We start from the raw sequence: 26,456 nt of genomic DNA, 5'->3' as shown, positions 1-26,456 counted from the left end.
ATTTTTTAAACCTGTTTCTGGGCTTTTACTTATAATTTAACTTCTAATAGTTTATAATTGAAATGTATATTTATTATTTTTATAAGCCTAATTTAATAATCTATAAAAGAATGAAAAACCTAAGCCTTTTTATACTGATTCTATTATTTATATCTTGTTCAGGTAAACAGGAAAAAGAAATAGAAATGCCTTTTTCAAAATCAGATTTTGAGAGCGTGATAGACGGGAAAACAACCCAACTTTTTATTTTAAAAAATAAAAGCGGAATGACGGTTGCACTGACCAACTACGGAGCCAAAATTGTTTCGATTTATGTACAGGACAGAACCGGGATGTTCGCTGATGTGCTTTTAGGATTTAAATCGATTGAAGAGTACCAGGAATATGGTGCAAGTCATGGGGCTGTAGTTGGGCCTTTTGCAAATAGAATTGCCAATGCCAGTTTTACAATCGACGGCGAAACGTATAATTTTCCGGTAAACAATGGAGAAGCTTGTTTACATTCCGGGCCGGATAGTTGGTACCGAAAAGTTTGGGTTTACAAGGAAAATGATAACTCAGTTGTTTTTAGCCTGGAAAGTGCTGATGGAGAATTTGGCTTTCCGGGAAATAAAGAAGTGCAGGTTACCTATACTTTAACCGATGAAAACGAGTTGAAGATTGACTATGAAGTTACAACAGATAAAGCATGTCATTTTAATTTAACAAACCACAGTTATTTTAATTTGCGGGGTGAAGGAAACGGTGATATTCTTGACCATATTCTTGTAATTAATGCTGACAAATCAACTCCGGTAGCTAGTTCGGCAATGATTCCTACTGGTGAAATTGCTGACATCAAAGGAACAGCTCTGGACTTTACTACTCCGCATAAAATTGGTGAAAGAATTGACAATGACCATCCTATGTTGAAGTATGGAAGTGGTTACGATTTTAACTATATAATTAATAAAGCCGAAGGTGAACTTGCTTTTGCTGCAAGTGCTTACGAGCCTGAAAGTGGCCGATATATGGAAGTGAGAACAACTGAACCCGGTGTGCAGTTGTATACAGGCAACCATTTAAAAGGCACTGAAACAGGAAAAGCTGGAAAAGCTTATACAAAAAGAACCGGTTTTTGTTTGGAAACCCAACATTTTCCTGACAGTCCAAATCAACCTAATTTCCCAACCACATTGTTAAAACCAGGTGAGACTTTAAAGTCTGCTACTATCTACAAGTTCTCAGTTGAATAAGGAATAATGTGCATAAAAAAAGAGGAGATACAGTATGCATCTCCTCTTTTTTATAGGATTATTTTTTACTTCTTGTCTTTAACCCGCATAAAACGGAACATATTCATAATCCATTTCGGGAGCGGGTGGTAACCTCTTTTTCTCAGGTCGATATACCAGCCAATTTTTTTAACGATTGGTATTTTATGGGTTTCCACAAACTCGATCAACGTTCCTTCCGGTGCTTGTATATAAGCAAAATTTCCGGCCGCTTCGCCCATATCGAATGATTCCATCGCCTTTGCACTGTCAACGGTAAACGGATAACCAATAGCTTTTGCTTTTTCGCGGAATTGGTCCATTCCGTTTATATCAAAACAAAGGTGGATAAAACCCGGATCACCCCAAATTCTTCCTTCGTAAATGTCTTTTGGTTCGTAATCAAAAGCCTGCACCAACTCAATAACCGATTGCCCGAAAAACGGACTAAAAGCGCCTTGTTTTACATCGGAATGCCGAAGTAAAACTCGACGGAATTTCTTATCGCCCCCCGGAATACCTTTGTAATCTTCAAAAACGCCGGTTTCATCGTATACAATTTCGTCGTATTGCAGAATTTCCTGGTACACTTTCAGGCTGGTGTCCATGTCTTTCACACCAATAATTGTTCCCAGCACACCGCCACTCAACGACTTTTCTTTTTTACGGAAAACACCTTCCTGGTTTTTTATTTCCCACATGTTTCCGTAAATGTCTTTCATAAAGAAGTGGTCGTTTCCGGCCGGATCTTTTGAAATAGGAGTGAGCAGGTTCAGTTCCGAAGCACTGAATTTATCGTAAACGGCTTGTACATTTTCGGTTTTAATTTTTCCGATGTTAATGCCCAAGTCGCCCAGTTGAATTTCAAAATTTATCGGTTCAGGTTTTTTCCCGGTATGTTGCCATATCTCAAAACCTCCGCCACCTTGCATATTAAGCGCCAAAACAGCTCTTCTGTCGCGTGTTTTTCCTGCTGTATGTGCCAGCATCAACTCTGCTGTGGCTTCATCTTCAAACATTCGAATATCCATCGAGAAATGTTCGCGATACCATTTCCATGCTTCCTGAAGATCTTCAACACCAACTCCTAACTGCTGGATTCCGTTTATTTGTGCTTTCATTTCTACTGTATACTTATATGTTTACAATGGTTTTACGCGTGAAGCCATGTAATAATACAAACGCGGCAAAAAACGCCTGATGTGTACCATAATAACTTCTGAACCACCTACCAATATTTCTTTTTTCTCTTTTTTCAGTTTTTTGCAAATCACTTTTGCGCATTTTTCAGCCGACATGCCTTTGTCCTGGCCGGCATCCATTTGTGCGTGTGTTTTACCGTCTTTATTGATCGCATTCACCGAAATATTTGTTTTTATTCGTCCGGGAATGATAACCGAAACGGCAATGTTGTTTTTTGCATTCTCGGCTCTTAAACTTTCGAAAAAACCGTGTAAGGCTTGTTTCGATGCCGAATACGACGACCGGTATGGAAATCCAAATTTACCAACTATACTGGAGGTAACCGCAATTTGTCCGCCTCCATTTTTAATCATTTGCGGTAAAACCTTTTTGGTTAGGGCAATTGTTCCAAAATAATTTACTTCGAAAATTTTACGATCAACACTAATCGGAGTTTCGGCAACAAACGAACGTTGGCTTATTCCGCCAAACTGGTATAGCGCATCAATTTTGATATTGTTTTCTTTGATGAACTGAGCAGCTTCTTCAATCGATTCTTCGTTACCTAAATCGAAAGGAAGAATAACGGTTTGGCAACCGTTTTTTATGCAGAGTTTTTCGGTGTCTTTTAAAGCCTCTTCTTTTCTGCCTGAAAGAATTAGCGTTACGTTGTTCGACGATAACTCAATTGCCACCGCTTTGCCAATACCCGACGATGCTCCTGTAATCCAAATTGTCTTTCCCCAAAAATCCATTTACTACATACTTTCAGCGTGCCACGAAGATAACAGAATATTCAGCCAGACAAAATGAATAAGGTCTATTTTTACTGCGTCAAAATTAAAAATCGTTAAGATTGTTAAATTCCTTTTGGCTCCGACCATTTTTCTTTTTCAGGGAAAATAAAACTAAACAAAACAGCCATTGAAAATGCCAGCAGATAACTGGCCAGACGTTCTGATATTCCAGTAGCATCAACCAGCCAGGTTTTCCATATTACCGCCGATAGCGTACCGGTAATTAAACTGGCAAAAACGCCGGCTCTCGAAAGTTTCTTCCAGAAAATGAGTAAAACAATCGCGGGCCCAAATGAAGCTCCAATTCCGCTCCATGCGTATGAAACCAGTCCGTAAACCGTATCTTCCATAGTGATGGCCAAAACAAAACCTACCAGTCCCACGGCAAGCGTAAGTATTTTATTCAGAAACAGCATTCGCCTTTCTTCAATCTGCTTTTTGGTAATGTGCAGATAGAAATCCTCGGTCATCGACGATGATACGACCATTAGTTGCGAAGATGCTGTTGACATCATTGCTGAAACGGCTCCCGACAACAATATTCCGGCCAGAATCGGATTCAGAAGTGTCATCACCATTATGGGCATAATTTTTTCCGAATCGGCGGCTACCGAAGCCGCTGCATCTCCTAAAATGCCATTTTGTACCAACTGGTAACCAATAATCCCGATCATAAAAGCGCCAACATAAGCTAAAAGTGTCCAGATAATTGCCAGCACCCGGCTTTGCTGGGTTTCTTTCTGGCTACGCATGGCCATCATACGTGTAAGCAATTGTGGCTGGCCTGTATAACCAAATGCCCAGCTTAATCCGTTTAAAACAAGCAAACCGCCGGTGGCTTGTTTTACCGAATCAATGTTTCGAGGTACAAGATAATTCGCCTGCGAAATGGCTTCGGCCACGTGAATATTGTTCGCTGCTGCAATACCGAGTGCGATAATGGGCAGCACAACACAGGTAACCACCATCAGAACTGCCTGAAAAGCATCGGTGGCAACAACGGTTATAAATCCACCCAACATGGTATATAAAGTTACCAGAGCTGAGCCAATAACCATCCCCCAGAAAGGATCGATTTTAAAGGTATCGTTGAATATTTTACCAGCACCACTGAATTGGGCTGCAATGTACAGTACAAAAAAGAATATAATAATTAGGGATGAGAGAATTCCGAAACTACGTTGGGTACCTTTAAATTTGGCTGAGAACAAACTTGGAACCGTTAAAGCACCTGTTTTATCAGTAAGTTTTTGCAGTGGTTCGGCCAGAAATATCCATAAAAACAGAATACCGCTTACACATCCTAAGGCCACCCACAACGATGCCATTCCTTCTGCGTAGGCATGACCTGTTAAACCTAAAAGTAACCAGGCCGATTCGCCCGTTGCACGTTCTGATAAAGCCAGTGAAAAACCGGAGATTTTTTTACCACCAAGAACAAAGTCGTTGTTCGTTTTTGAACGACGTGCCGAATACGCTACAATACCAATTAAAATAACCAGGTAGGCAACAAAAACTATAATCATTTTTTGTAGAATTGTTATGAAGCCACCAAAGATAAAAAGAAAATGAACTGTAGCAATTGTTCGCAAAACTTAATGCGTCAAAACCTTTTTGATTATGATTTTGAAAAAGGAGTGGGAGATTAGTGTTGAAAATACTCTAATTGTTAACTTTTTGATTTAAGCTCTGGAACCCTTCACCGAGTATCTCTTTGGTATCCATAACCGTAATAAATGCATCAGGATCGATTTTACTGATAAATTCCTGAAGGATGGCAACTTCGCGGCGACTCACAACGGTATAAATAATCTTTTTTTGCTCGCCGGTAAACATACCTTCGCCATTCAGATACGTTCCTCCACGCTCTAAATCAACCAATAACTTTTCTTTTATTTCTGCATGTTTCCGCGAAACAATCAGAAGTGCTTTGTTGTAATTGGCGCCTTCAAGTGCGGTATCGATCAGTTTTCCGCAAATGTAAATTACAATTAGCGAATAGAGTGGGATAGCCCAGTCGCGGAATGCGAGCAAACCAAAAAATACGATCACCGAATCAACATAGATCATCAATCGGCCAATCTGTAGGTGGGTGTATTTAGCGATGATCATGGCAATAATATCCGATCCGCCGGAGGTAGCACGCGACTTAAAAATCAAGCCAAGTCCAAATCCCATTAATACGCCGCCAAAAAGGCACGATAAAAGTATATCATCCACTAGAGGTAACTTGGCATCCGGGCGCAACATGGTTAACAGGTCGGTAAAAACAGCGGTTAACACCGATCCCGTAATCGTTTTTATGCCAAAGCGGGGACCAAGAATTTTAATTCCGGCAATAATCAGTGGAATATCAATCATCAGCGCAAAGGTACCCACCGGAATTCCGTCGGGCCAAAAGGAGAAAACGCCTTCGGTTAGGTAGTGCACAACAATGGCGATACCATAAACGCCACCCGGAACGATTTTATGTGGTGTAACAAAAAATACAAAAGCGGCGGCTAAAATAAAGGAGCCCGAAACTAAAAGCAGATTGTCCTGGATCCACTTTTTACTGAAAATTTTGTCTTTTGTCAGAAATGCCATTGTACTGAAATTTTTCGCAAAAGAACACAATTTTAATGGATTAAAAAACAGATAATTGTCAGCAAAGATTGATGATGGTTACTGGATTCCGGATGCTTGATCCTTGATACTGGATATTGGATTCTCGATGCTGGTAACTAGGCACTCTTAGCTCGAGACTTAGTCCTAATCAAGTCTGAAACGGTACGAAATAGTTCCCTGCTGGAATGCAGCTGCATTTTGATCGACATTAAATTTGGCTTTTAATGCTGCCTGTTTGGCTTCGTCCCAAAATGCTTTATTGGCAATGGTTGTACCACGTGCTCCCGGCTCGGCCGAAGTAACTCTTCCGTTTTTGTCAACGATAACTTTTACCACCACAATTCCGGCATCGTTGCCCGGATATTCAGGTTTAGGTAAGGAAATTGCTGAACGTCCGCCAAGATCGAATGAAATACCAGCTCCCGATCCCTGGTTTCCGGCGCCACTGCCACCGTCGCCATAATTTGTTGCATTCGGATCGCCGGTTGTTTTGCCCTGATTTCCACCGGGCCATGTTGCTCCCTGGCTTTTTCCGTCGCTGTTGCCGGTGCCGCCGCTTCCGGAGCCACTGTTGGCAAAAGCTCCCTGAGTTCTGGAGTTTATCTCTGAAATTTTTCGTTGTTCTTCCAGCTTACGTTGGCGCTCAGCTTCTTCATGTGCTTTGCGTTCGGCTTCCTCGCGGGCAATTCTTTCTGCCTCTTCGCGTTGTTGGCGTTCTATTTCTTCCTGTTTTTTGCGCTCAATTTCAGCCAAACGCTTTCGTTCTGTTTCTTCAGCGTTTTTGCGGTCTATTTCTTCCTGTTCTTTACGTCGTTTTTCATCCAGCTCTTGCTGACGTTTGCGCTCTTCCTCTTTTTTCTTTTTCTCGGCCGCTTCAATGGCTACTGTTTTTTCGTAGTCCTGCGTCATTGCAACTTCCTCGGCGGGTTCCGGTTCTGAAGTTTTCACCGGAGGCGGAGGTGTTTGTTTGGCCGGTGGGGGCGTTGATTGTTTTTGCGCCGTTTGTGGAGGTGGAGGAGGGGTTTGTTGTTGTCGGCGTGCCGGACTTGGTTCGCGGTCGCCCAATCCATTTTCTGAATTTCCGAAATTAACCAGAATTCCTTCTTCTCCAGGCAGAGGAAGTGGCGTGAAAAAGCCAAGTACAAGCAATAATATCAGTACAATTGTATGAAATACAATCGTTCCGACAAGCCCCTTTTTCTTTTCGCTATATTCCTCTCTTTCTATCATTCTTTCGTCTATTCAGCCGATGTTGCCAGTATCATTTTATACTTATTTCGGCGTGCAATGTTCATTATTTTTACCACTTCGTTAACCGGAACAGATTGATCGGCATGTAACGAAATAAAAATATCGTCGTTACCCGAACCAAACTTATTGGTAAGAAACGGCTCTATCTCGCCAAATTTTACACTTTGCAGCTTGTTATCGTCGTTGATATAGTATTTCAAATCGGATGTAATCGATATGGTTGTGATCGGCTTGGCAGCTGTTTGATTGTTACTTTGCGGAAGCAACAATTTTAAAGCATTTGGCGCAATCAGGGTAGAGGTAACCATAAAGAAAATAAGCAACAGAAATACGATGTCGGTCATCGACGACATGCTAAATGAAGCGTTTACTTTATTTCTCTTTTTTAGTGCCATTTACTACAGGTTATGCCGGTTCGTTTAACAGATCCATAAATTCAGAAGTGGTAGCTTCCATTTTAAAAACCACTTTCTCCACATTCGATACAAGAATATTGTAGGCGAAGTAGGCAATGATACCTACAATCAATCCGGCAACTGTAGTTACCATTGCCTGGTAAATACCGGTTGAAAGCAGTGTAACGTCAATATTGTTTCCGGCGTTCGACATATCGTAAAATGCCTGAATCATTCCCATAACCGTGCCAAGAAATCCGATCATCGGAGCTCCACCGGCTACCGATGCCAGCACCGGAAGTCCTTTTTCCAGTTTCGAAATCTCGAGGTTACCCACGTTTTCGATGGCTGCATTTACGTCGGTTAACGGCCGGCCAATTCGGCTGATTCCTTTTTCCAACATACGCGATGCCGGATTTGGGTTGCTGCGGCACAGTGCCACCGCAGAATCTATTTTTCCTGAAGTGATATAAACTTTTACTTTTTCAAGCAAACTTGAATCAAATCTACCGGCTTTTTTTATGGCAAAATAGCGGTCGAAAAAGATGTAAACGGCTACTACCGACAAAAATAAAATCGGAATCATAATCCATCCACCCTTCATAGCAAGATCTATAAATTTTGTTGAAATGCCTTCCGGCTCGGTCGCTATAGCTTCCAACTCTTGTGGAAGATCAGTCTGAATCATTAATATGTTAAACATGTTTATCCAATTATTATTTACAATTCTTAAAATAAAAAAACGAGGTATAACCTTAAATATTATACCTCGCTAAAATAAGTAATATTTTAACCGTTTTGTTTGCTCTGTCAGTTGTATCTTACAGAGTTATGAACAACTGTTTTTTGATAGTTTACAGACCAAACATCACAAAGTATACTGCAGCACCTGACAGGTAGCCAATTAACGCCAGCCAGCTGATTTTTTTCAGGTACCAGATAAAATCGATCTTTTCCAATCCCATTGCGGCAACACCTGCAGCCGAGCCAATAATTAACATACTGCCACCGGTACCGGCTGTGTAGGCCAGGAATTCCCAAAAGGCTCCGTCCTGAACAAAGGCAGCCTGGTAACCAGCGGCCCCTGCATCGGCAATCGGGTACATACCCATGGCACCAGCAACCAACGGAACGTTGTCAACCACCGACGACAGCACACCAATGGCAAGGTCGATCAGGTAAATGTTCCCCAGTTTATCGTCAAGGTATGTGGCCAGGATATTTAAGTGACCTGCTGATTGCAAAGCCGCAACTGCTGAAAGGATTCCGAGGAAAAACAACACGGTTGGAACATCAACACGCTGAATTACGGCAGTAACTTTTAGTTTATCTTTAATTTCTTTTGGTTTGTCTTTGTGCACAACTTCGCCCACAACCCACAAAATACCTAACGAAAGTAACATTCCCATATATGGAGGCAAGTGGGTAAGGGTTTTAAATACCGGAACGAATAACAAGCCGCATACGCCCAAAACCAGGAACAGAATTCGTTCTTTTTCGGTACTGTATTCTACTTCATCTTCGTCGATTGCCGGACGTTGAACATTTCCCTTCATGGTAACCGAAAGAATGGCCAACGGAACTACCATGCACACCAAACTTGGCAGAATAACATTTACAATGATGTTACCGGCTGTTACCTGTCCGCCAATCCACAACATAATTGTGGTAACATCGCCAATTGGCGACCATGCACCACCGGCATTGGCAGCCAAAACTACCATACTGGCAAAAAACCATCGGGTTTGTTTGTCGTCGATCAGTTTACGAAGCAATGCTACAAGAACGATTGTTGTAGTAAGGTTATCGAGCAATGCCGACATAAAGAACGTAAGTAAACTTAAAATCCAAAGTAGTTTTACTTTATTGGTGGTTTTTATTTTGTCGGTAATAATCTTAAATCCTTCGTGCTGATCAACCACTTCAACAATGGTCATTGCACCAAGCAGGAAGAACAAAATTTCACTGATTTCGCCTAAATGATGGATGATTTCCGATTCAACAATAAACTCATGCGCAGCATGTAATCCGTGCGAATCGGGATGAGCTGCGAGGAATGCCTCCCAGGTGGGACTGAAGCCAAGGTGCAAAATGCCTTCGGCACCGAGAACATAAACAACCCAGCATAATGTGCCAATAATTAAAGCCGATGCTGCTTTATCGACTTTAAGAGGATGCTCAAGCGCTATGGCAACATAGCCCAGAACAAATACAACAACCATTAATATAAACATAGTAAATTATTTTAGGTATAAGTTTTAGCTTTTAAGAACTGCAAAATTATCTTAAGTAATATATCTGCAAAGAAAATTGGTCAGTTTTTTTTATGATTTATATTATAAAACAAGTCTTTTTATTTGCCGGAAAAAGTGAACACTAGTTCTCTTTCTTTTTAAAGAGTTTGCCAAATTTTACAATCAACTCATCAATTGAATTGTATTCCTCTTTAAACGACAAACCAATTCCCTGCGTATAAGGAGCGGTGTCGTAAATCAGGTTGTTATTCGAGCGGTTGTACACTTTGAACAGGATTTTTCCGCTACGCACAAGTTTTACACTCATTTCAAAGTCGCCAACAATTTGGCTACTATTGTTATTGCTTCCGTATTGGTTCGTATTATTTCCAATATTTCCGTTCAATGTAACCCGGTCGTTAAAAATCTGGGTACTTAGTGCCAGCTCAATTTCATCGTTGGTAACCTGGTTGCCGGGGCGGTAATTAATACCAATATCCCAGTCTTCATCGATTTGCGAAAGCCAGTTACTTAGTTGGTTCGAGAATACCTCGCTGGCGGTGGTACCGATCATATTTGGATTTTGCGCTTCGAAAGTACCACGCAGATATTCGGGCGTGTAAAATTTTCCGAGAACGATTAACGAAAGGATTTGTTTGTTCATTTCCTCCTCGGTTTTAAAGAATTGTTGCAACTCTTCTCGCAGTGGTTCTTCAATATTCGGGAAATTGATGTCGAATCCAATGGTTGGATTAATCAGTTCGTCCTGAAGATTAATAACACATTCAACCTGTACACGATTGGTTTGCGAAGTGTTTTGGTAGGCACTTAGCAGGTCGTACAACGAAGCTTTTAGTTTGTATATAGCCTGCAGATCGACAACAGCATTGTATGGATCGCCCGACCAAAGTATTGAGCCTCCCGGTTCAATTGAAAAGCGTTTGTTCATTACATTTTGCAGGGTGAACAGGTAGTCGCCTTCGGTTGGATTATAATTTCCTGAAAGACTCATGTTGCCTTCATTGTCCATTTCAAAAAGCAAAATTCCTTCGCCTTTGGCATGAATAACATCTCCGATCTGCGAATTGTAGATGAGCTGAACCTGAGCATCGGGAGTGGCTTCAACGGTAATACTTAAGTTAAAACCTCCGGCATCTCGGTTCGATCTGTTGGTGAAAAATCCCGATTCTTCCTTTTCTTCATCCGGTTTTACAAATTCCAAGAAATCGTATTGTTTAAGCTCACTCTGGCTTTCCATCGATATTTTAATATCAGTGCCGGGTAAAGTGGTTCCGAAACAAGTTAGATTAACACGGGTTGCCTGTCCTTCAATTTCGATACCTCCGTTGGCCATTACCACACCATAAAACTGTTCATTGTCTTTTTGAGTGGTATTTAGTGCTTTTATTTTATTCGACTGAAAATTCAGATTGTAAGTCATGTTCTGAAAGTTCTGCTGCGTAATTTCCCCATCAAAAATGGCAAAATTGTTCTGGTCGTCGAAAACCGTGATATTATCGAAAATTATGCTTCTATCCTTAAAATAAACCGAATCGGAAAAATGATACGGAACCTTTGTCGCATCGATGGTAACACCGGCATTAGAGCCATAAAGCGCACCATTTAGAAGGATACCTTTTACATTTCCGCCAAGATTTACTTTGCCTGATGCTACGCCCTGGAAATTGGAAAAGTTCTCGCGCATAAAAGCCGACAAAATCAATAACGAAGCACTGTCAACTTCTATATCAAAATCCAAATCTCCTGCCGAAGGGGTGTAGGAGCCGGCAGCGTGAAAGTTTGTTTTGTTGTTTCGGGTTACTTTTAACTCCGAATCGATGGCAGAATTGGCCTGGTTCCACTTACTGGACAGGGATATATTTCCCATGTATTCGTTTTTGTACGAAAGACTGTCGATTTTTAAATCTGATAAAATTACAGGTTCGTCAAACAGGCGTGAGAATCCAAAATATCCGTTTATTTTTCCATCCAAATCAATCTTTTTGTTGAAATACTGATCCAGGTAGGTCAGGTCAATGTTTTCCATTTCAAGCCGAACAACATCTGCTTTTCTGCTGGTAACACTGCCATCAATCGCGAAAACCTGGTTGGCATGTTGAATTTTAAACCCTTTTACTTGTATAGAAGTTGAATCGACGCTGGCATAAAACGGATTTACCGACCACAGTGTGTCGGCGACATAGATTTGCGATGGTTGACTGTAAATATCGATGTGGCGCATTTGTGTGGAGTCGGAATACGAAAATTTTGATTGCGTTCGAATCGCACCGCTGTAGGTTAGTTCATCGAAATTACTCCACGATATTACATTGTCGAGCACATTGTTGGCTATCTTGCTGTCAACCGTAAAATTATACAGCATAAGTCCATTGCGCTGGTACAATTCTCCAATTCTGAATTTGGAGTTATAAAGGCCATTCAAGGTGTTGTTACCAATGTAAACATCGCGCGCCCAGTTATCGTTATATTTTATTCCCGGAATACTGCCGTTTAAACTAAGAATTTTCCTGGGGGCATTTATTTTTCCGTACAACAAAAACGGCCCTTCAAATTCCAGTCCCGGTACAAATATTTTTACCAGCGGGTTTATGTCTTTTGCATTAATGTTATAATCGAAATTATTGGAGTTGGCTGTTGATGAATCTACCGGTATTCGCGCAGCCGGTACATAGTGGTTTACCAATTGGAAGAAATTGTTTTTTAGGCTTTTGAAGTTATAACTGCCCAGAATTTCAGCATCCATAAAATCAGATTCGATTCGAAGTTTATTCTTACCATCTTCCTGATTGGCGCGAAATTCGATGCCTTGGAGGTTTACCTCGCCGTTTCGGTTGCTGTAATAACCTTCTTTCACCGAGATCATCCCGTCAATATTGTCAATTCTATCACCTGTAAAGTTGGCTTCCATCTGAAATGACATGTTTGTTGCCGGAAAGTTTTGTGTAAAGTTCAGGTTACCGGTGTATGCGTGTCGCAGATTCATGTTGAAATCGAAACGCGGAATTTTATTATTTAAATCAAGTTCTCCAATAAAGGTGAAATCGAGGTTCGGATCCTGAATTTCGAGCAAACCATCAAACATCTTTTCGCGCAAAATTCCATCAATCGACAGATGCCGGTAGTTATAGTTGTTGTATTCAATACTGTCGATAGTACCTTTAAAAATACCCGAAACAGCCTCGGTGGTTTTGTTGAATTGTCCGTCGGCCGATCCTTGTAAGGTAATTTCTCCCAGCTGTTCGAGTTTAAAAAGTTCTCCGAGATGGAAGTTTACCGTTGAAAGATTTCCCCGATAATAAATCTGTCCTTCTTTTTCGGGCATAACCAATATATCGGTTGTTAATGTGCCCATTTCGCTTTCGAGCGTACCGAAGGTTACAAAATCGGATAAGAACCCACTAAAGTTACCTTTAAACCGCAGTTGGCCAGCCTCGTAAAAACTTTCAGGAAAACGAATGTAACTATTTGCCGCACTATTGGGGAGGCGTATACTGCTGATATCCTCAAACGTTGTATTTGAATTTTTTAAATCGAGAAACAGGTACATATTGGCCGGATCAAGCAGATCGTTCACATAAAAGTCGAGCAAGGCATTGGTTTCATTAGCCGTTTGCAGGTAAAGGTTCTTCCCCTTCAGGTCGTTAAGGCTGCCATAAATAATTCCCGAAAGTTTTATTCTTTCGCGCATTCCTTTAAGCGAAGGAATAAGAGCTCCGATTTCCTGCATGCCAATTTCTGAGTCGGCAATTTGAATGTCCATGTCGAAGCTACGGTTCATTGAGTCTCTGGCGCTGTAAAACTGAAAACGCATGTTGGTGTTGGTAAGCGACGAATGGTTACTAACCATGTTAAAATTTTCAACGGTGAGTACTTTTCCTACGTTTGTAATGTTGGCAGCAGCCTGCTTTAAATGTAAGTTGGGGCCGGCATCAACGCTTAAATCTTCAATCCGAAATGCAATCGAATCACGGAATGAGTAAAAGTTAGAAACTTTCAGGTTTAAATTACGAGTATCTATAATCGGGTGGCTTACGTTTTCGTTTACTACATACCTAATTTGCATGTCCTTAAAATTAAACGCACTGCATGCAAAGGTCCATGGATTTAGGGTGTCCTTTTCAGGATTGGCCCCAAATTCTTCTATCAGAAAACCAAAATTGAAAACATCGGCAGTGTCTTTCGCAACGTATATTCGGTTATTTTCAAAATCAAGATCTTTTAAAACAACCTGTTTGTGTTTAATTTTTAAGGTATCAATCCGCGCTTTAATTTGCTCGCTGTAAATCAGCGTATCACCATGCTGGTCTTCAATTAAAACATCTTTTAGTGTTAAGCGTTTAAAAAAGCCGATATCAACTTTGCCAATCGTAATGTTGGTATGTAAATCTTTCGAAAGATTTTTGGCTATTTTTCGAGTGATCTGTGTTTGCACCCAACTGTTTTGAATAAGCACAAAAGCACCACCCAACAACATTATAAATGCTGCCAGCAAAACAATGAGTATTTTCCAGCCTTTTTTAATAGTTTTGCAAATTTAGAACGAACATAATCCATTTCAATCAATAAAAATGAAAAGGATAGCGCGTTTTGTTAACTATTTATTTTTAATAAGTGCAAAGATATAAACCCGGCACCGTTTATCGTGTTTTAATAAGGTAAAAAAGGGAAGATTTTTATGGCTGAGAAAGGAATTATAATAATGGGTATCGAATCGTCGTGCGACGATACTTCTGCTGCCATCATTCGCGATGGAGAAATACTGTCGAATGTGGTGGCTTCACAGAAAGTACATGAAGAGTATGGCGGGGTAGTACCCGAGTTGGCCTCGCGTGCACATCAGCAAAATATCATCCCGGTGGTTGACCTGGCCATGAAGCGTGCAGAAATTAACCGTGAAGAAATTTCGGCTGTGGCTTTTACCCGTGGCCCGGGCTTGTTGGGATCGTTGCTGGTAGGTACTTCGTTTGCAAAGGGTTTTTCGCTGGCATCGAAAATTCCGTTGATAGAGGTGAACCACCTGCAAGGACATGTGCTGGCTCTGTTTATCAAAGAAAATGGAGTAGAATTTAACCCGCCGAAATTTCCGTTTCTGTGTTTGTTGGTTTCCGGTGGTAATTCGCAAATTATTCTTGTTCGCGATTATCTGGATATGGAAGTGATTGGGCAAACCATAGATGATGCGGCCGGCGAAGCTTTTGATAAATGTGCAAAAGTTATGGGCTTGCCTTATCCGGGAGGTCCGCATGTGGATCGTTTGGCGAAGGATGGCGATCCGCACCGTTTTGAGTTTTCGCGTCCGCGGATTCCGGGCCTGGACTACAGTTTTAGTGGTTTAAAAACCAACTTCCTTTACTTTTTGCGCGACAACCTGAAAGTGAATGAAAACTTTGTGGAAGAAAACCTGGCCGATCTTTGTGCGTCGTTGCAGCATACCATTATTGAGATTCTGCTGAGCAAATTGAAACGTGCTGCCCGTGAAACAGGAGTTAACGAAATTACGGTTGCCGGTGGTGTATCAGCTAATTCAGGGCTTCGCAATGCTTTGCAGGACAATGCCAAAAAGCACCGCTGGAACCTGATTATTCCAAAGTTTGAATACACCATGGATAATGCTGCCATGATTGCCATTACCGGCTATTACAAATACCTGAATAAAGAATTTGCGGGGCAGGATGCCGTTCCTTTTGCACGAACTCAATTGTAAACTCCATTTCTAAAGAAAATACTCGTTTTGAAATTTGAAAAAGAACTGGTTCATGGAAAGCTGATAAAACGTTATAAACGATTTTTAGCTGATATTGAGTTGGATACAGGTGAAATTGTTGTGGCGCATTGCACCAATTCCGGGTCGATGAAAAGTTGCCTTGAAAATGGGGCAGAGGTGTACTTAACTCCGGTTGACGACCCAAAACGTAAAACAAAGTTTACCTGGGAAATGATCAAAATAAACGGCGACTGGGTAGGTATTAATACCGGCAACCCAAATAAGTTGGCGTACGAAGCCCTTTTAAACGGAGAAATCCCGGGACTTGACGGATACACGACTGTTAAGCGCGAAGTCAAATTTGGCGATTCGCGTTTTGATGTTTATGCGGAGAATGACCAAGAGAAATGTTTTGTGGAAGTAAAAAACGTTTCGATGAAACTGAATGAATACGCCCTGTTTCCGGATGCGGTTACCACACGTGGGCAAAAACATTTGAAGACACTAATCGATGTTAAGAATCAGGGAATGCGCGCTGTTATGCTTTATATTATTCAGCGCAGCGATGTGCAGCTATTTGCCCCTGCCAAAGAAATCGATCCGGCGTATGCCCGCTTGTTAAAACAGGCTCACTCGGCCGGTGTTGAGATTTTTCCGATGCAGGCAAAAGTATCGCCTTCGGAAATTACATTGAGCAAGAAACTACCTTTTGAGCTATAAAAAAGCCGGAATATTTAATTATCCCGGCTGTGAATAGTCATAATTCAATACTATTTTTTCTCTTTTTCTTCAATCGGAACCAAGTCGCCGTTATAGGAAATAAACTGACGATTGGTGCTGTTTACTTTTAAACTTGCCGATCCGGTTGCGCCTATTGAAAAAGTAAATTCCACGTTGTCGTTTTTATTTTTTGCGCTAAACTTAACGGTGTAACCACCTTTCTTTGCATCCTCAACATTATAATCGGCAACAGGTGCCTTAAAAATCATTGGCGAGTCTGTCGATCCGTAGTCAACGGAATAAGCACGGCCAAAATATGGAAGATACGAATCTACCTCACCATCCTTTAATACAACATTATATGGAGTAGTTAATGTACGGGTTCGGCCGCCTGACGGAAGCATTTGTGTAGCATTAAATTGCCAGGTATTGGCTTCAATAAGTTTTTTTGTTTGTTCGGTAAGCATTGCTTCGCGCTGTGCTTTTTTCTCTTTTCTTGTTAGTTTTTTCTCTTGTGCATTTACAGCTACGATTGAAAAAATCAGAAAACTTAACAAAATTATCCTTTTCATACTATCATATTTTCCTTACAAAATACAAAAAGTATACCATAAAGTCAACCTATTATACGAAAGAAAAAAGGGATACAATACATATCCCTTTTCGTGCAGTTTAACTAAATAAAATCATTTTATATGATTTCTGAAAAATTTCGCTTTAATGCTTATTCGTTGCGAATTGAACACTGTATTTTTAGAAACAGTTGGCATCGAAAACAAAAGTTCTTTTCTTTGCAACGATTCTTTTTAAATGGTACAATTATTTCGGTTTATTCATTTTATACAAAAGTATGGCTTTTGTAAAAAATTAAAAAGAGTAAAACCGAATAATAAAAAATATAATTACTGATAAAAGTCATGCAAAACATAACTATTAGCGAGGAACTGGCCGAAAAAGTACCTGATGTGGTTTTGTCGTGCATTGAATGCGATGTGCAATTTCAGAATCTAAACAGCGAACTTTGGGACGAGATTCAATCGAAAATCGAAGAGCTAAACAAAAGTCTGCGTGTGGAAGAAATAAGCAAAATGCCAGCTGTTGCTGCATCGCGAAGAGCTTACAAAAAATGTGGGAAAGATCCTGCTCGCTACCGTTTGTCGGCTGAAGCACTGCTTCGGCGGGTTTTAAAGCGTGGAGAAATTTACCAGGTCAATAATGTGGTCGATCAGCTGAATTTGGTTTCCATTTCGAGCGGATTTTCAATTGGTGGTTATGATGCCGACAGGATTGGCGGAGCTGTTAACTTTGGCATTGGCAAAAAAGACGAACCGTATGAAGGAATTGGGCGGGGGGAACTGAATATTGAATTTATGCCGGTGTTCAGAGATGCAAAAGGTGCTTTTGGAACGCCCACAAGTGATTCGGTGAGGACTTGTGTTACCGAACAGACAAAACGGTTCTTAATGATAATTATAGCCTACGAACGCACAGTAGATATTGAAATTGCCACAAATCAGGCTCAGGAACTTTTAAAAAAGTATGTTGGAGCCACTAACTTTGAATTAAAAACTATTCAAGCAATATAATGAAAGGATTTTGTAGATTTTTGCTCAAATTGATGGGCTGGACCGTTGTTGGAGAGCCGGCACCGGTAAATAAATGTATCATTATCGGAGTGCCACATACCAGCGCATGGGATTTTGTTATTTCGTGGTTGTTTTATACTTCGAAAGGTGCAGTTGCCAACATTCTTATAAAAAAGGAATTTTTCTTTTGGCCCATCGGATATTTTATTCGAAAAATGGGAGGTTTGCCCATCGATCGCTCAAAAGGAGCTAACGTGATTCGTCAAACCATTCAACTCATTAATAAAAGAGAACGTATTCATTTGGCATTAACGCCTGAAGGAACGCGAAGTTTGAATAAACGCTGGAAAGCCGGCTTTCATATTATTTCTAAAGAAACTGGTATTCCCGTGTATTTGGGCTATTTTGATTGGGGACGAAAAGAAATTTCGGTTGGTGAGCCCTTTGAACTTTCAGACAATGCGCAGGACGACATCAAACGCATGAAGGATTTTTACCGTGAAAAAGGAATTAAAGGAAAATTCCCGGAGCTTTTTACAACAGACTATTAACCGAATAAAGAAATAGTAGCTTTTCTATTCAATAAAAAGCTACTATTTCTTTCTGTTAATCAAAAGCAGAGATGCTGAGTTTTACCTGAACACTTTCAAAATCACTTTCGCTAAAACCTGCAAACACGCCTACGTTGCCTGCAAAAAACAGGTTATTCAAACTGTAACCAACTTCCCAGTAATTATTGTATTCGGGCGTAGTAAGGTAATTTAAATGAAGGCTTTCGCTCCAGGTTCTTTTATTGAAAATTGAAAGGTATCTTAGAAGCAGGTATTCCGACCTGTACTCCGTCATTACGTTTAGGTAACTTTTGTTAGTGCTTAAAGCATAGTCGTTTATGAGTTGAAAGCGGTGCGTAAAAGGCCGCATCATTACCGGGATTTCAGCGGTGCTAAAATGTTTGTATTGCGAAAAATGCATTTGCTCATTCGAAAAATAGTGGCCGGCATTTATCTGCCAGTCAATACCTGAACTTGGCGAAATATTGGCCTGCTGATGAACGGAAAAATCAACCCGGCGAAATTCTGAATCGGAATCAAAAAGATCAGGCACGCCCTGTTTGTAGGTCAGGTTAAATTCATAAAAATCATTTACAAACAGAAAGGGTGATTCTTCGAGCCACGGTTTGCGTTGCGATTTGAGGAAATTTAAACCAAGGCCGTAACTAAAACTTTTTTGTTCGGCAAGAGTAGGATTATCAGCCGTTAAGTTTCCGGGGATGTTTGGCTCAAAATCTTTATAATCCGAAAGCGGAAACGAAATGTTGTTTTCCAGCGGGTAAAAATGATCCATGTTGACAATGGCATAATACCTGAAATTCTTTTTAAAACGCTGAGAAAAACTCAGGTGCACAAATTCGCTCTCGTAAAATCGCGTATAGTTTTCGCCAAAAAACCACGAACTTAAGGAGTTTACCACCGGGCTAATTCCCAGGAGACCACTTTTAAAATCGCTGCTTTGTTTTCCTGCGTACAGGCTTATCTGGTTTCCTTTTGCCAGAAAATTTACAAACTGCGCGTTCAAACTGCCAAATAAGGCTTCGCGGTTAAACGCATACCCCAGCTGAGGTGTAAGATAAATTCGTTTTGTGGAATCCACCAAAAAGCGAATTCGAAATTCCTGGCGGTATTTATACCCGTCGACGGCGTTAAAATCAAAATTCACGGGCGAAAGCAGTCCGTCGTAACTAACACGAATTGTCGAATCTTTTGATATATCATATGCTCCGGCCAATAGCCGGCTAAAAAAACGTTTGGTACTTTCATTATCAGAGACTGAATCGGTTGAAGCCGCTTTTTCCATCAGTTTTAACGAGTCGGCCATTTGGTAGCTTTCAATTTCGGCCTGCGTTAGGGGGATGCTCCTAACGGTATCCCAGGCGATAGCTGTTTGCAGCGAGTCTTTATTTTCCGAAATTCGGTAACTGCCGTAATCCGGTGCCACAATAGTTGAGTCCTTGTATTGTTCTTTTAAAATTTTACGGTTCAGGCGGGCTACTTTTTTTACATCTGCATCGCTTAGTTCTTCTTTGGCATTCAAACTATTTAGTTCGCTAACCAGTTGTTCTTCTTTTTCACCGGGTTCCCGCACATCTTGATCTGCAGTTGTTTGTGCAGCTATTTCAGTGCTTTCGTACTGAATGTTAGAATAGTTGTTTACGATGGAATCGTACTTCACCGATGCACCATAATAAAAGTTGCCCCGCAGTCCCAGCATGCCAAAATCGCCTGTAATATTGTGCGAAACCGGCAGCCAGTTCTCGTTGTCCAGATTTTCGAATTGTTGTTTTATGCGGTAGTTAAAAAACTCAAAGCTGGAACTAAAATCGAGGTTGTAAATGCACCAAAGCCGGTCTACGATATAAATAAAACCTTCAACCAGTTCATCGCTTTTTCGTTTGGGGGTAACGCGTATTTTAAACACATCATAATCGCCAGACGTGATAAATCCCTCGTAAACAAAGTTATAATGTTTTAGCGCCAGAACCGAAAGCGGAGAAACCACTTCGTTGGGACGTTCATCGTAAAAACTGGCTGTCATCAGGCCCATTACCGGCGGTTCGTCAAAACCCGTTATCGAACTTTTTTTACTTATCACCTGCTGGTTATACTGGTTGGGATAATCGTAGGTAATCCGGTTTTGCGACTCCATAACATAGGTTACATTCTCCTTAAAGTAATCCTTGAATTTCCGGCCGTCTTCCACTTCCTGCTTTTTAATCAGGTTCGGAATATTGCTAAAGGCAAAATTGGCTTTGATGTAAAGGTCAGCATCGTAATGTTTAATATTCTTGCGGTAATAAGGTGCTTTGGCAATGGCTTTCCGCATAATAAAATAGGCCGGGTCTTCATCTCCGGGAAACACTTTTATCTCGGCGAGCTCAAAATTCTGAGTTTGCAAGGTAATTGGGAGAAACAAACTGTCGGTTTGCAGACTAATTGTTTTCTCCAGCTTTTCGTAGCCCATCGATCGTACAGTAAGGTGAAAAGTGCCAGTTGGTAAATTAAAACTAAAATCTCCGTTGGTGTTTGATGTGGTGCCTTGCCGCGATTCGGAAATATAAATAGTTGCATAGGGCACAGGTTGTTTTTGTTCATCCAGAATTCGTCCGGAGAGCACCTGACTGTTGGCAAAAAAGTGGGTAAAAATTACTAATAAGGTTAAACAAACTGACAGTTTTCTGCCGGTTAATAGATTGAATTTTTGGGTATACATGGTTTAATTCTGTTTTCATGTGCAAGAAAATGAAAAAAACGATAGTGTAGAAATATTTATTGTTAAAAAGTATTATTGCTATAATCCCAAATCATCACTTACCGAGCGCATTGCATTAACTGCCAGATCGGCAAACTCAGGTAACGGAATACCAATTTTCTCACACTCCAGAATGTTCTCGCGTTTTACCGATGCTGCAAAGGCTTTTTGTTTCATTCGTTTGGTTACCGATTTTGTTTTTACGCTGGCTAGTTTTTTATCCGGATAAACTAAAGTTGTAGCCGTAATTAAACCGGTAATTGTTTCGCCGGCTGCCAGTGCATGCTGAAATTCGGTGCAGCGGTCTTTCCCGGTTGCCACCTCGTTGTGCATAACAATGGCGTCGAGCATTTCATCGGTAACTTTTCCTTTTAACAGCTTTTCTGCGTAGGGGCCATGTGTATGCGGATCGGCGTTTGTAATTTCCACGTCAATATCATGCAACAAGCCTGCGATGCCCCATTCATCTTCATTTCTTTCAAGGTGCTTCGCTATTGCACGCATTACTGCTTCCGATGCCAGGCTGTGTTTTAGCATGTTTTCTGCCTGCACATTCGATTTTAGCATTTCAAGCGCTTCGTCTCTCGTAATCATATTCAGAATAATAATGTTCGCCGCATTAAAAATAGTGATAAATTCGCCGTTGCAATATATTTAAGCCGGCTTATGCGTTCGGAGGTTGTATTGAGAGCAAAAATGCCATAAAACAAGTACTTGTAAATTAAGAGCTTTGTTTTGAAGCAGTTTTTGTTTGTAATAAAATTTCGTGGTGTATATTCGGGGTTAAAACAACTAAACTTAATATCATGATTGAAATTGAGCGGAAATTTCTTGTTGATACTAATTTATGGTGCCCAAAGGATTCGGGAAATCCTATTGTTCAGGGCTACTTGTCAACCGATAAGGAACGGGTGGTGCGGGTACGCATAAAAGGAGATAAAGCTTGGTTGACGATTAAAGGCAAAACACAGGGAATTTCGCGTATTGAAATGGAATATGAAATTCCGGTAAAAGAAGCGGAAATTTTAATGCAATTGTGCCATGATCATCCTGTTCGGAAGAAGCGCTTCGTGGAGCAGATACATGGAATGACATGGGAAATAGATGTATTTGAAGATATGAATGCGGGTCTTGTTTTGGCAGAGGTTGAACTGAGTAATGAGAATGAAGAAATTGAGCTGCCAAACTGGGTAACTCATGAGGTGAGTACCGATCATCGGTATTTTAATGCCTGGTTGTCGGAGCATCCTTATTCAACATGGTAAAATACTAAGGTTTTGATGTTGAGTAAATTAAAAGAAAGGTGTTAATTGTTTAGGTATTTATAATAAAGGACAACATAACAATGGTATTATTTTTGCGTTTAATCCGAAAGCTAAAAACAGTGTATATGTTCTCAGGGAAAGGGAAAGTTTTTTTATTTATTCTATTATTTACCGGCTTCTCAAAACTTTTATTCGCGCAAAACTCTGTAACTGAAGAGGAACTTTTGCGCAAAAATATTGAGGTTTTAAGAAGCTATTTTATTGAAAATAACAACTGGCATGTTGTTAAAAAAGAAGTGGGTAGCGATGTTGATGCACTACTGCATTTTATCGAGGACGAATCGTTGGATGAGATCATTAAAAATCTGAATGACACACAGCGTATTGGTGAAAATTATGTGATGCGTTTGCCCGAAAATGTGGAGGACAGTCTGAGTGTTCCGGGTTTTGTGTCTTATACCGAGCAGCAGAAGGAAATTCAGAATATTGAAACGGATTACATAGCAAACGTTAAGCCCGAGGATATTACCGTACCACCTGCAATTATTCGCGAAGCCGAAAATGAAGTACGACAAGTACCTGAAGGAGAAGGCATGCGCCTTTTTACCGATTCGGTTTATACTTTTCCGGAAGAACTTTATATTCCGGAAGTGATTCCCGACTCGGTTTTAAATTCGCCCGACATGTTTAATGAACTTATCCGACGCGATAGTCTCCGCAGGGATTATATTGAAGCGAAACGAGTATTTTACAACGACTCGGTTAAAGCCGACTACATTGCGAGAATAGTTAGTGTTTACCGGGCAGAAAAATACAATGAAAACCTGCAATATCGCATAAAACGCTATAAAGACGAGGTTAAACTGAATAACTACTTCGTTTTAAAAGCTTACAACGATGAAGTAGTGGCACAGGTAAACGATTCGATAAAAGCTGTTTTAAATGTGTTGATGGATTATGCCGACCACATTGATACCACACGTTTGTCGTTAATAAATTTATATGGAGAAAAGGAGGATATACTGTTGCAAAACGGTTCCGAACGTTATTCGCGAATCTGGCTAAAAAACGAGCAAAATGATTCGTTGGCAGTGATGGTAAAAAATACTGATAAACGTACAGTGCAGATGTTGATCGACGATGGCGTTACCTTCTCAAGATTTAAAGAAAAACAAACCAAAGATTTTGATTTTGAAAGCCTGAAGCCCAACAACAATAAATTTAGGGGTGTAGGGAAAAGTTACGAGCTTGAAACCCCCTGGAATATTGGTGGCGACGGAAGTATAGGACTTACTCAAACCTATCTTGAAAACTGGAAAAAAGGGGGAAAAAGTGCTTTGGCAACGCTCATGGTTTTAAAAGGTTTTGCAAATTATTCGCGCAAAGACGGCAAAGTTAAATGGGAAAACTCTGCGGAATTCCGAAACGGTTGGATCAGGCCCGGTGGCGATGAGTCGGAGCTGCAAAAGAATGATGATAAGTTTGAAATCACATCGCGTTACGGTTTAAGTGCATTTAAAAAATGGTACTACAGTGCCGAGCTTAATTTTAACACGCAGATATTTAGGGGGTACAAATACCCGAAAGCTAAAAACCCTGATGTACTTTCTGCATTTCTTGCCCCATCAACAACCTATCTAAAAATAGGTTTGGACTACAAGCCAAACAAAAAACTGTCATTATTCTTGTCGCCTTTAACCATGAAAAACGTTTATGTGCGGGATACTGCCTTGGTTAATCCGACTAGTTTTGGTATTAGCGAGGGGAGAAAAGCGTTTTGGGAGCCTGGTTTAAACGCCGATCTGGGCTACAAAACGAAAATAACTGAAGACATTTCGTATGAGACGAAATACAAGATGTTTTTTAACTACAAAGACCCATTCAAAAAATTTGACCTGAACTGGGAAAACAACTTTAAAATGCAGTTAAATTCGTACATTGATATGCGTTTAATGTTTCATTTTATTTACGATGACGATGTGAAGTTTCCGGTTTTCGATGCTGATGGCAACGACACCGGCCGAAAAGAAGCCAAACTGCAGATAAAAGAGTTCTTTACCATTGGGTTCTCGTATAAAATCAACAAGAAAGTGATGCGCACACACCGAATTCGCTAAACGCTTTTCTTGCTTTTTTTGATGACACAATAAATCAGTTAAGAAAAGAAAGGTTACTTTTGATAAAAAGACTAGCTCATGAAAGATTTAAAACGCTACTATATATTGACTGCCGATCCGAAAGACGTTTACAATGCTTTAACCAACCAAAATATGCTTGAAATATGGACGGGTGAGACAGCTGTTATGCCACTGGAGCCAAACACCGAATTTTCGTTGTGGGGCGGTAGTATTTCTGGGGTGAATGTGGAATTTGAGCAGGATAAAAAGATCGTTCAGAAGTGGTTCTTTGGTGAAGAAGAAGAGGAGTCGCTGGTGACCATAAAACTACATCCGCATAAAAAGGGCACAAGCATTGAATTGCGGCACACCAATATTCCTGACGAAGCTTTTGATAACATTTCGGAAGGCTGGGATGAAGATTATTTTGGAGCATTAAACGAACTGTTTATCTAGTCAGTCAGTAATTGTCTGTTCGGGCGTTACATGCTTTACTCTACTTTACTTCCTCCTGTAAAAGGTCTCTTATCTCGAGGAAGTTACGTTCCAGTTTTAGCATGTTTTCAATAAAAAAGTTGTAGATGTCGGGCCATTGGTTCTGGCGATGGAAATCAACACCTTCCATTCGAACGAAGATCCGGCACACTTCGGCGCCACTGTCTTCGCGCTCATGGAAAAATTCCCATTGCAACCCATCTTCAAACCCGTCTTCAATTACCGGCTTGTATCTTTCCAGAAATTCGTAAGCTTTTAATCTTTTGTTTTCACTTTTGTTGCCAAGTTCGAGAATTACCATTGCATCCTTGCGACTGACATCAAAACGTAGTGCCACCCCCTTGATTTTTGTTTTGTGCAGCACCCATTTCCGTTTCCTGTATTTTAATTCCGGATGTACACTGCAGCGTTTGTCAAACAGTTGCCAGAAATCAATTTTTAATTGTCGCAATTCCTCTTTTGAATACATGCGCCAAAGGTAAACTAAATTTAATTTTTACTTTTATAATTCGTAAAACACGCTATTTATGATTCGCAAACTACTTCTGTTTTTAACGTTGACATTGATTGCCGGTATTACAAAGGCTCAGTATGTTGAAGTTCAGGCAAATTATAATTCGGTTGGCGATTGTATGTTTACGGCGACGAACAATGCTAAAGTGCCTATGTTCCTGCATATTAACTTTGCCGACCTGGAGAATACCACATTTAACGAACCCTTGCCTTACATTAAGAAAGTCGCACCGGGATTTAACAGCCTTTTTACACTTCAACGTGATTTGGATGCAGATATCCCGCGGTTTAATTATGATATTGAAACCTTTCGATCAAATCCAACGGCTGATGTAGATCTTGATTTTCCTTATTTAATTCCTTTAGAAGAAGGTAAAAGTGTATCGTTTTTCGATGTAAAAAGCATAGATGGTTTTTGGGGAAATGATACACCTGATTCGTGGTTTGCAACAGGTTTTAAAGCCGCACCGGGGGACGCTGTTTTTGCCAGCAGAAACGGTGTTGTTGCCGAAGTTGTTGGTGAATCAAGAAGCGGAGAATCGCGCTATTGGTATCATACATGGACCAACAGTATTACTTTTTTGCAACCCGACGGAACTTTAATCTGTTACCATGGGGTGAAGTACAATCCTGAACAACTTGTAGTTGGGCAAAAAGTATTTGCCGGGCAAAAAATAGGGGAGTTGGCCAATAAAAACGGCGAATTGATAGTGCTTATCTACCACGATTCGTTATTTACCAAAAAGTTATCGTTTGTTATTCCTCAGTTTGTGGTAAACGATAAAGGTAAAACCGAAATCCTAAATGCTGTAAAACTTTACAAAGTTTATCATCCGGAGACAATTTTAGGAATTGAAATGACTAAACGGGAAAAAAGGAAAATCCTTCAAAAAAGTAATATAGATTCTTAGTGAGTTTGTCAACACATAGTTCAATAAAAATAAATGATTCAAAACATGGAGAATTTCGAATTTGATTTTCTCTTTCAATAATTGTTAAATAACATTAAT

22 protein-coding genes are annotated in these 26,456 nt (G+C 40.4%); 9 read left to right on the top strand and 13 right to left on the bottom strand.

Annotation, left to right across the window (positions count from 1 at the left end; genetic code table 11):
• The first annotated feature begins 110 nt into the window (after positions 1-110).
• Positions 111-1,235, top strand: a complete 1,125-nt coding sequence (locus LH29_RS19765) for an aldose epimerase family protein (RefSeq protein WP_045033017.1) — start codon at positions 111-113, stop codon at positions 1,233-1,235.
• A gap of 65 nt (positions 1,236-1,300) precedes the next feature.
• Here the strand turns inward: LH29_RS19765 and LH29_RS19760 are convergent, their stop codons facing one another.
• From LH29_RS19760 to LH29_RS19720, 9 genes are all read right to left on the bottom strand, one after another.
• Positions 1,301-2,374, bottom strand: coding sequence for a VOC family protein (locus LH29_RS19760; protein ID WP_045033016.1), 1,074 nt, complete (start codon positions 2,372-2,374; stop codon positions 1,301-1,303).
• A 21-nt stretch (positions 2,375-2,395) separates the two neighbouring features.
• On the bottom strand, positions 2,396-3,190 hold the full coding sequence (locus LH29_RS19755) for an SDR family NAD(P)-dependent oxidoreductase (RefSeq protein WP_045033015.1): 795 nt from the start codon (positions 3,188-3,190) through the stop codon (positions 2,396-2,398).
• A gap of 104 nt (positions 3,191-3,294) precedes the next feature.
• Entirely contained in the window at positions 3,295-4,758 is a 1,464-nt protein-coding gene (locus tag LH29_RS19750) for a sodium/proline symporter (protein ID WP_045033013.1), read from the bottom strand.
• A gap of 136 nt (positions 4,759-4,894) precedes the next feature.
• Positions 4,895-5,818, bottom strand: coding sequence for a YitT family protein (locus tag LH29_RS19745; RefSeq protein ID WP_045033012.1), 924 nt, complete (start codon positions 5,816-5,818; stop codon positions 4,895-4,897).
• 165 nt (positions 5,819-5,983) lie between these two features.
• On the bottom strand, positions 5,984-7,069 hold the full coding sequence (gene tolA, locus LH29_RS19740; RefSeq protein WP_045033011.1) for a cell envelope integrity protein TolA: 1,086 nt from the start codon (positions 7,067-7,069) through the stop codon (positions 5,984-5,986).
• Positions 7,070-7,077: 8 nt separating this feature from the next.
• On the bottom strand, positions 7,078-7,485 hold the full coding sequence (locus LH29_RS19735) for an ExbD/TolR family protein (RefSeq protein ID WP_045033010.1): 408 nt from the start codon (positions 7,483-7,485) through the stop codon (positions 7,078-7,080).
• 10 nt (positions 7,486-7,495) lie between these two features.
• Positions 7,496-8,188: a MotA/TolQ/ExbB proton channel family protein gene (locus tag LH29_RS19730; RefSeq protein WP_082063869.1), complete on the bottom strand. Its 693-nt coding sequence runs from the start codon at positions 8,186-8,188 to the stop codon at positions 7,496-7,498.
• A gap of 151 nt (positions 8,189-8,339) precedes the next feature.
• Positions 8,340-9,719, bottom strand: a complete 1,380-nt coding sequence (gene nhaD, locus LH29_RS19725; protein WP_045033008.1) for a sodium:proton antiporter NhaD — start codon at positions 9,717-9,719, stop codon at positions 8,340-8,342.
• Positions 9,720-9,861: 142 nt separating this feature from the next.
• Positions 9,862-14,232, bottom strand: a complete 4,371-nt coding sequence (locus tag LH29_RS19720) for a translocation/assembly module TamB domain-containing protein (RefSeq protein WP_157493770.1) — start codon at positions 14,230-14,232, stop codon at positions 9,862-9,864.
• A gap of 183 nt (positions 14,233-14,415) precedes the next feature.
• Between LH29_RS19720 and tsaD the strand changes: the two genes are divergently transcribed.
• A complete protein-coding gene (tsaD, locus tag LH29_RS19715) occupies positions 14,416-15,444 on the top strand; it encodes a tRNA (adenosine(37)-N6)-threonylcarbamoyltransferase complex transferase subunit TsaD (protein ID WP_045033006.1) in 1,029 nt (342 codons plus the stop codon).
• Between the two features lie 27 nt (positions 15,445-15,471).
• Positions 15,472-16,164 carry a DNA/RNA nuclease SfsA gene (gene sfsA / locus LH29_RS19710; protein ID WP_045033005.1) on the top strand — a complete coding sequence of 231 codons (693 nt, stop codon included), beginning with the start codon at positions 15,472-15,474 and terminating at the stop codon, positions 16,162-16,164.
• Positions 16,165-16,214: 50 nt separating this feature from the next.
• On the opposite strand, the gene LH29_RS19705 is transcribed toward sfsA, so the two are convergent.
• Positions 16,215-16,736: a DUF4251 domain-containing protein gene (locus tag LH29_RS19705; protein ID WP_045033004.1), complete on the bottom strand. Its 522-nt coding sequence runs from the start codon at positions 16,734-16,736 to the stop codon at positions 16,215-16,217.
• Between the two features lie 345 nt (positions 16,737-17,081).
• Between LH29_RS19705 and LH29_RS19700 the strand changes: the two genes are divergently transcribed.
• Both LH29_RS19700 and LH29_RS19695 read left to right on the top strand, forming a co-directional pair.
• Positions 17,082-17,750 carry a B3/B4 domain-containing protein gene (locus LH29_RS19700; RefSeq protein ID WP_045033002.1) on the top strand — a complete coding sequence of 223 codons (669 nt, stop codon included), beginning with the start codon at positions 17,082-17,084 and terminating at the stop codon, positions 17,748-17,750.
• Between the two features lie 32 nt (positions 17,751-17,782).
• On the top strand, positions 17,783-18,301 hold the full coding sequence (locus LH29_RS19695) for a 1-acyl-sn-glycerol-3-phosphate acyltransferase (protein WP_232302867.1): 519 nt from the start codon (positions 17,783-17,785) through the stop codon (positions 18,299-18,301).
• Between the two features lie 55 nt (positions 18,302-18,356).
• On the opposite strand, the gene LH29_RS19690 is transcribed toward LH29_RS19695, so the two are convergent.
• Together LH29_RS19690 and LH29_RS19685 are read right to left on the bottom strand one after the other, a co-directional pair.
• Entirely contained in the window at positions 18,357-21,017 is a 2,661-nt protein-coding gene (locus LH29_RS19690; RefSeq protein ID WP_045032998.1) for a DUF5686 and carboxypeptidase regulatory-like domain-containing protein, read from the bottom strand.
• A 78-nt stretch (positions 21,018-21,095) separates the two neighbouring features.
• Positions 21,096-21,656 carry an HD domain-containing protein gene (locus LH29_RS19685; RefSeq protein WP_262485571.1) on the bottom strand — a complete coding sequence of 187 codons (561 nt, stop codon included), beginning with the start codon at positions 21,654-21,656 and terminating at the stop codon, positions 21,096-21,098.
• 206 nt (positions 21,657-21,862) lie between these two features.
• Between LH29_RS19685 and LH29_RS19680 the strand changes: the two genes are divergently transcribed.
• From LH29_RS19680 to LH29_RS19670, 3 genes are all read left to right on the top strand, one after another.
• Positions 21,863-22,321, top strand: a complete 459-nt coding sequence (locus LH29_RS19680) for a CYTH domain-containing protein (protein ID WP_045032995.1) — start codon at positions 21,863-21,865, stop codon at positions 22,319-22,321.
• A 125-nt stretch (positions 22,322-22,446) separates the two neighbouring features.
• Positions 22,447-24,438: a DUF3078 domain-containing protein gene (locus LH29_RS19675; protein ID WP_198152521.1), complete on the top strand. Its 1,992-nt coding sequence runs from the start codon at positions 22,447-22,449 to the stop codon at positions 24,436-24,438.
• A 78-nt stretch (positions 24,439-24,516) separates the two neighbouring features.
• Positions 24,517-24,894 carry an SRPBCC domain-containing protein gene (locus LH29_RS19670; protein WP_045032992.1) on the top strand — a complete coding sequence of 126 codons (378 nt, stop codon included), beginning with the start codon at positions 24,517-24,519 and terminating at the stop codon, positions 24,892-24,894.
• Between the two features lie 40 nt (positions 24,895-24,934).
• Here LH29_RS19670 and LH29_RS19665 read toward each other — a convergent pair whose 3' ends face one another.
• Positions 24,935-25,402, bottom strand: coding sequence for a DUF4268 domain-containing protein (locus tag LH29_RS19665; RefSeq protein WP_045032991.1), 468 nt, complete (start codon positions 25,400-25,402; stop codon positions 24,935-24,937).
• A 58-nt stretch (positions 25,403-25,460) separates the two neighbouring features.
• Here LH29_RS19665 and LH29_RS19660 point away from each other — a divergent pair, with 58 nt between their 5' ends.
• Complete coding sequence (locus tag LH29_RS19660; protein ID WP_045032990.1) at positions 25,461-26,357, top strand: M23 family metallopeptidase; 897 nt, start codon at positions 25,461-25,463, stop codon at positions 26,355-26,357.
• The last annotated feature ends 99 nt before the right edge of the window (positions 26,358-26,456 follow it).

This window comes from Draconibacterium sediminis (assembly GCF_000949475.1).
Classification (GTDB): domain Bacteria; phylum Bacteroidota; class Bacteroidia; order Bacteroidales; family Prolixibacteraceae; genus Draconibacterium; species Draconibacterium sediminis.
The sequence above is the reverse complement of the archived record's forward strand: the minus strand, read 5'-3'. Positions and strand labels throughout refer to the sequence as shown.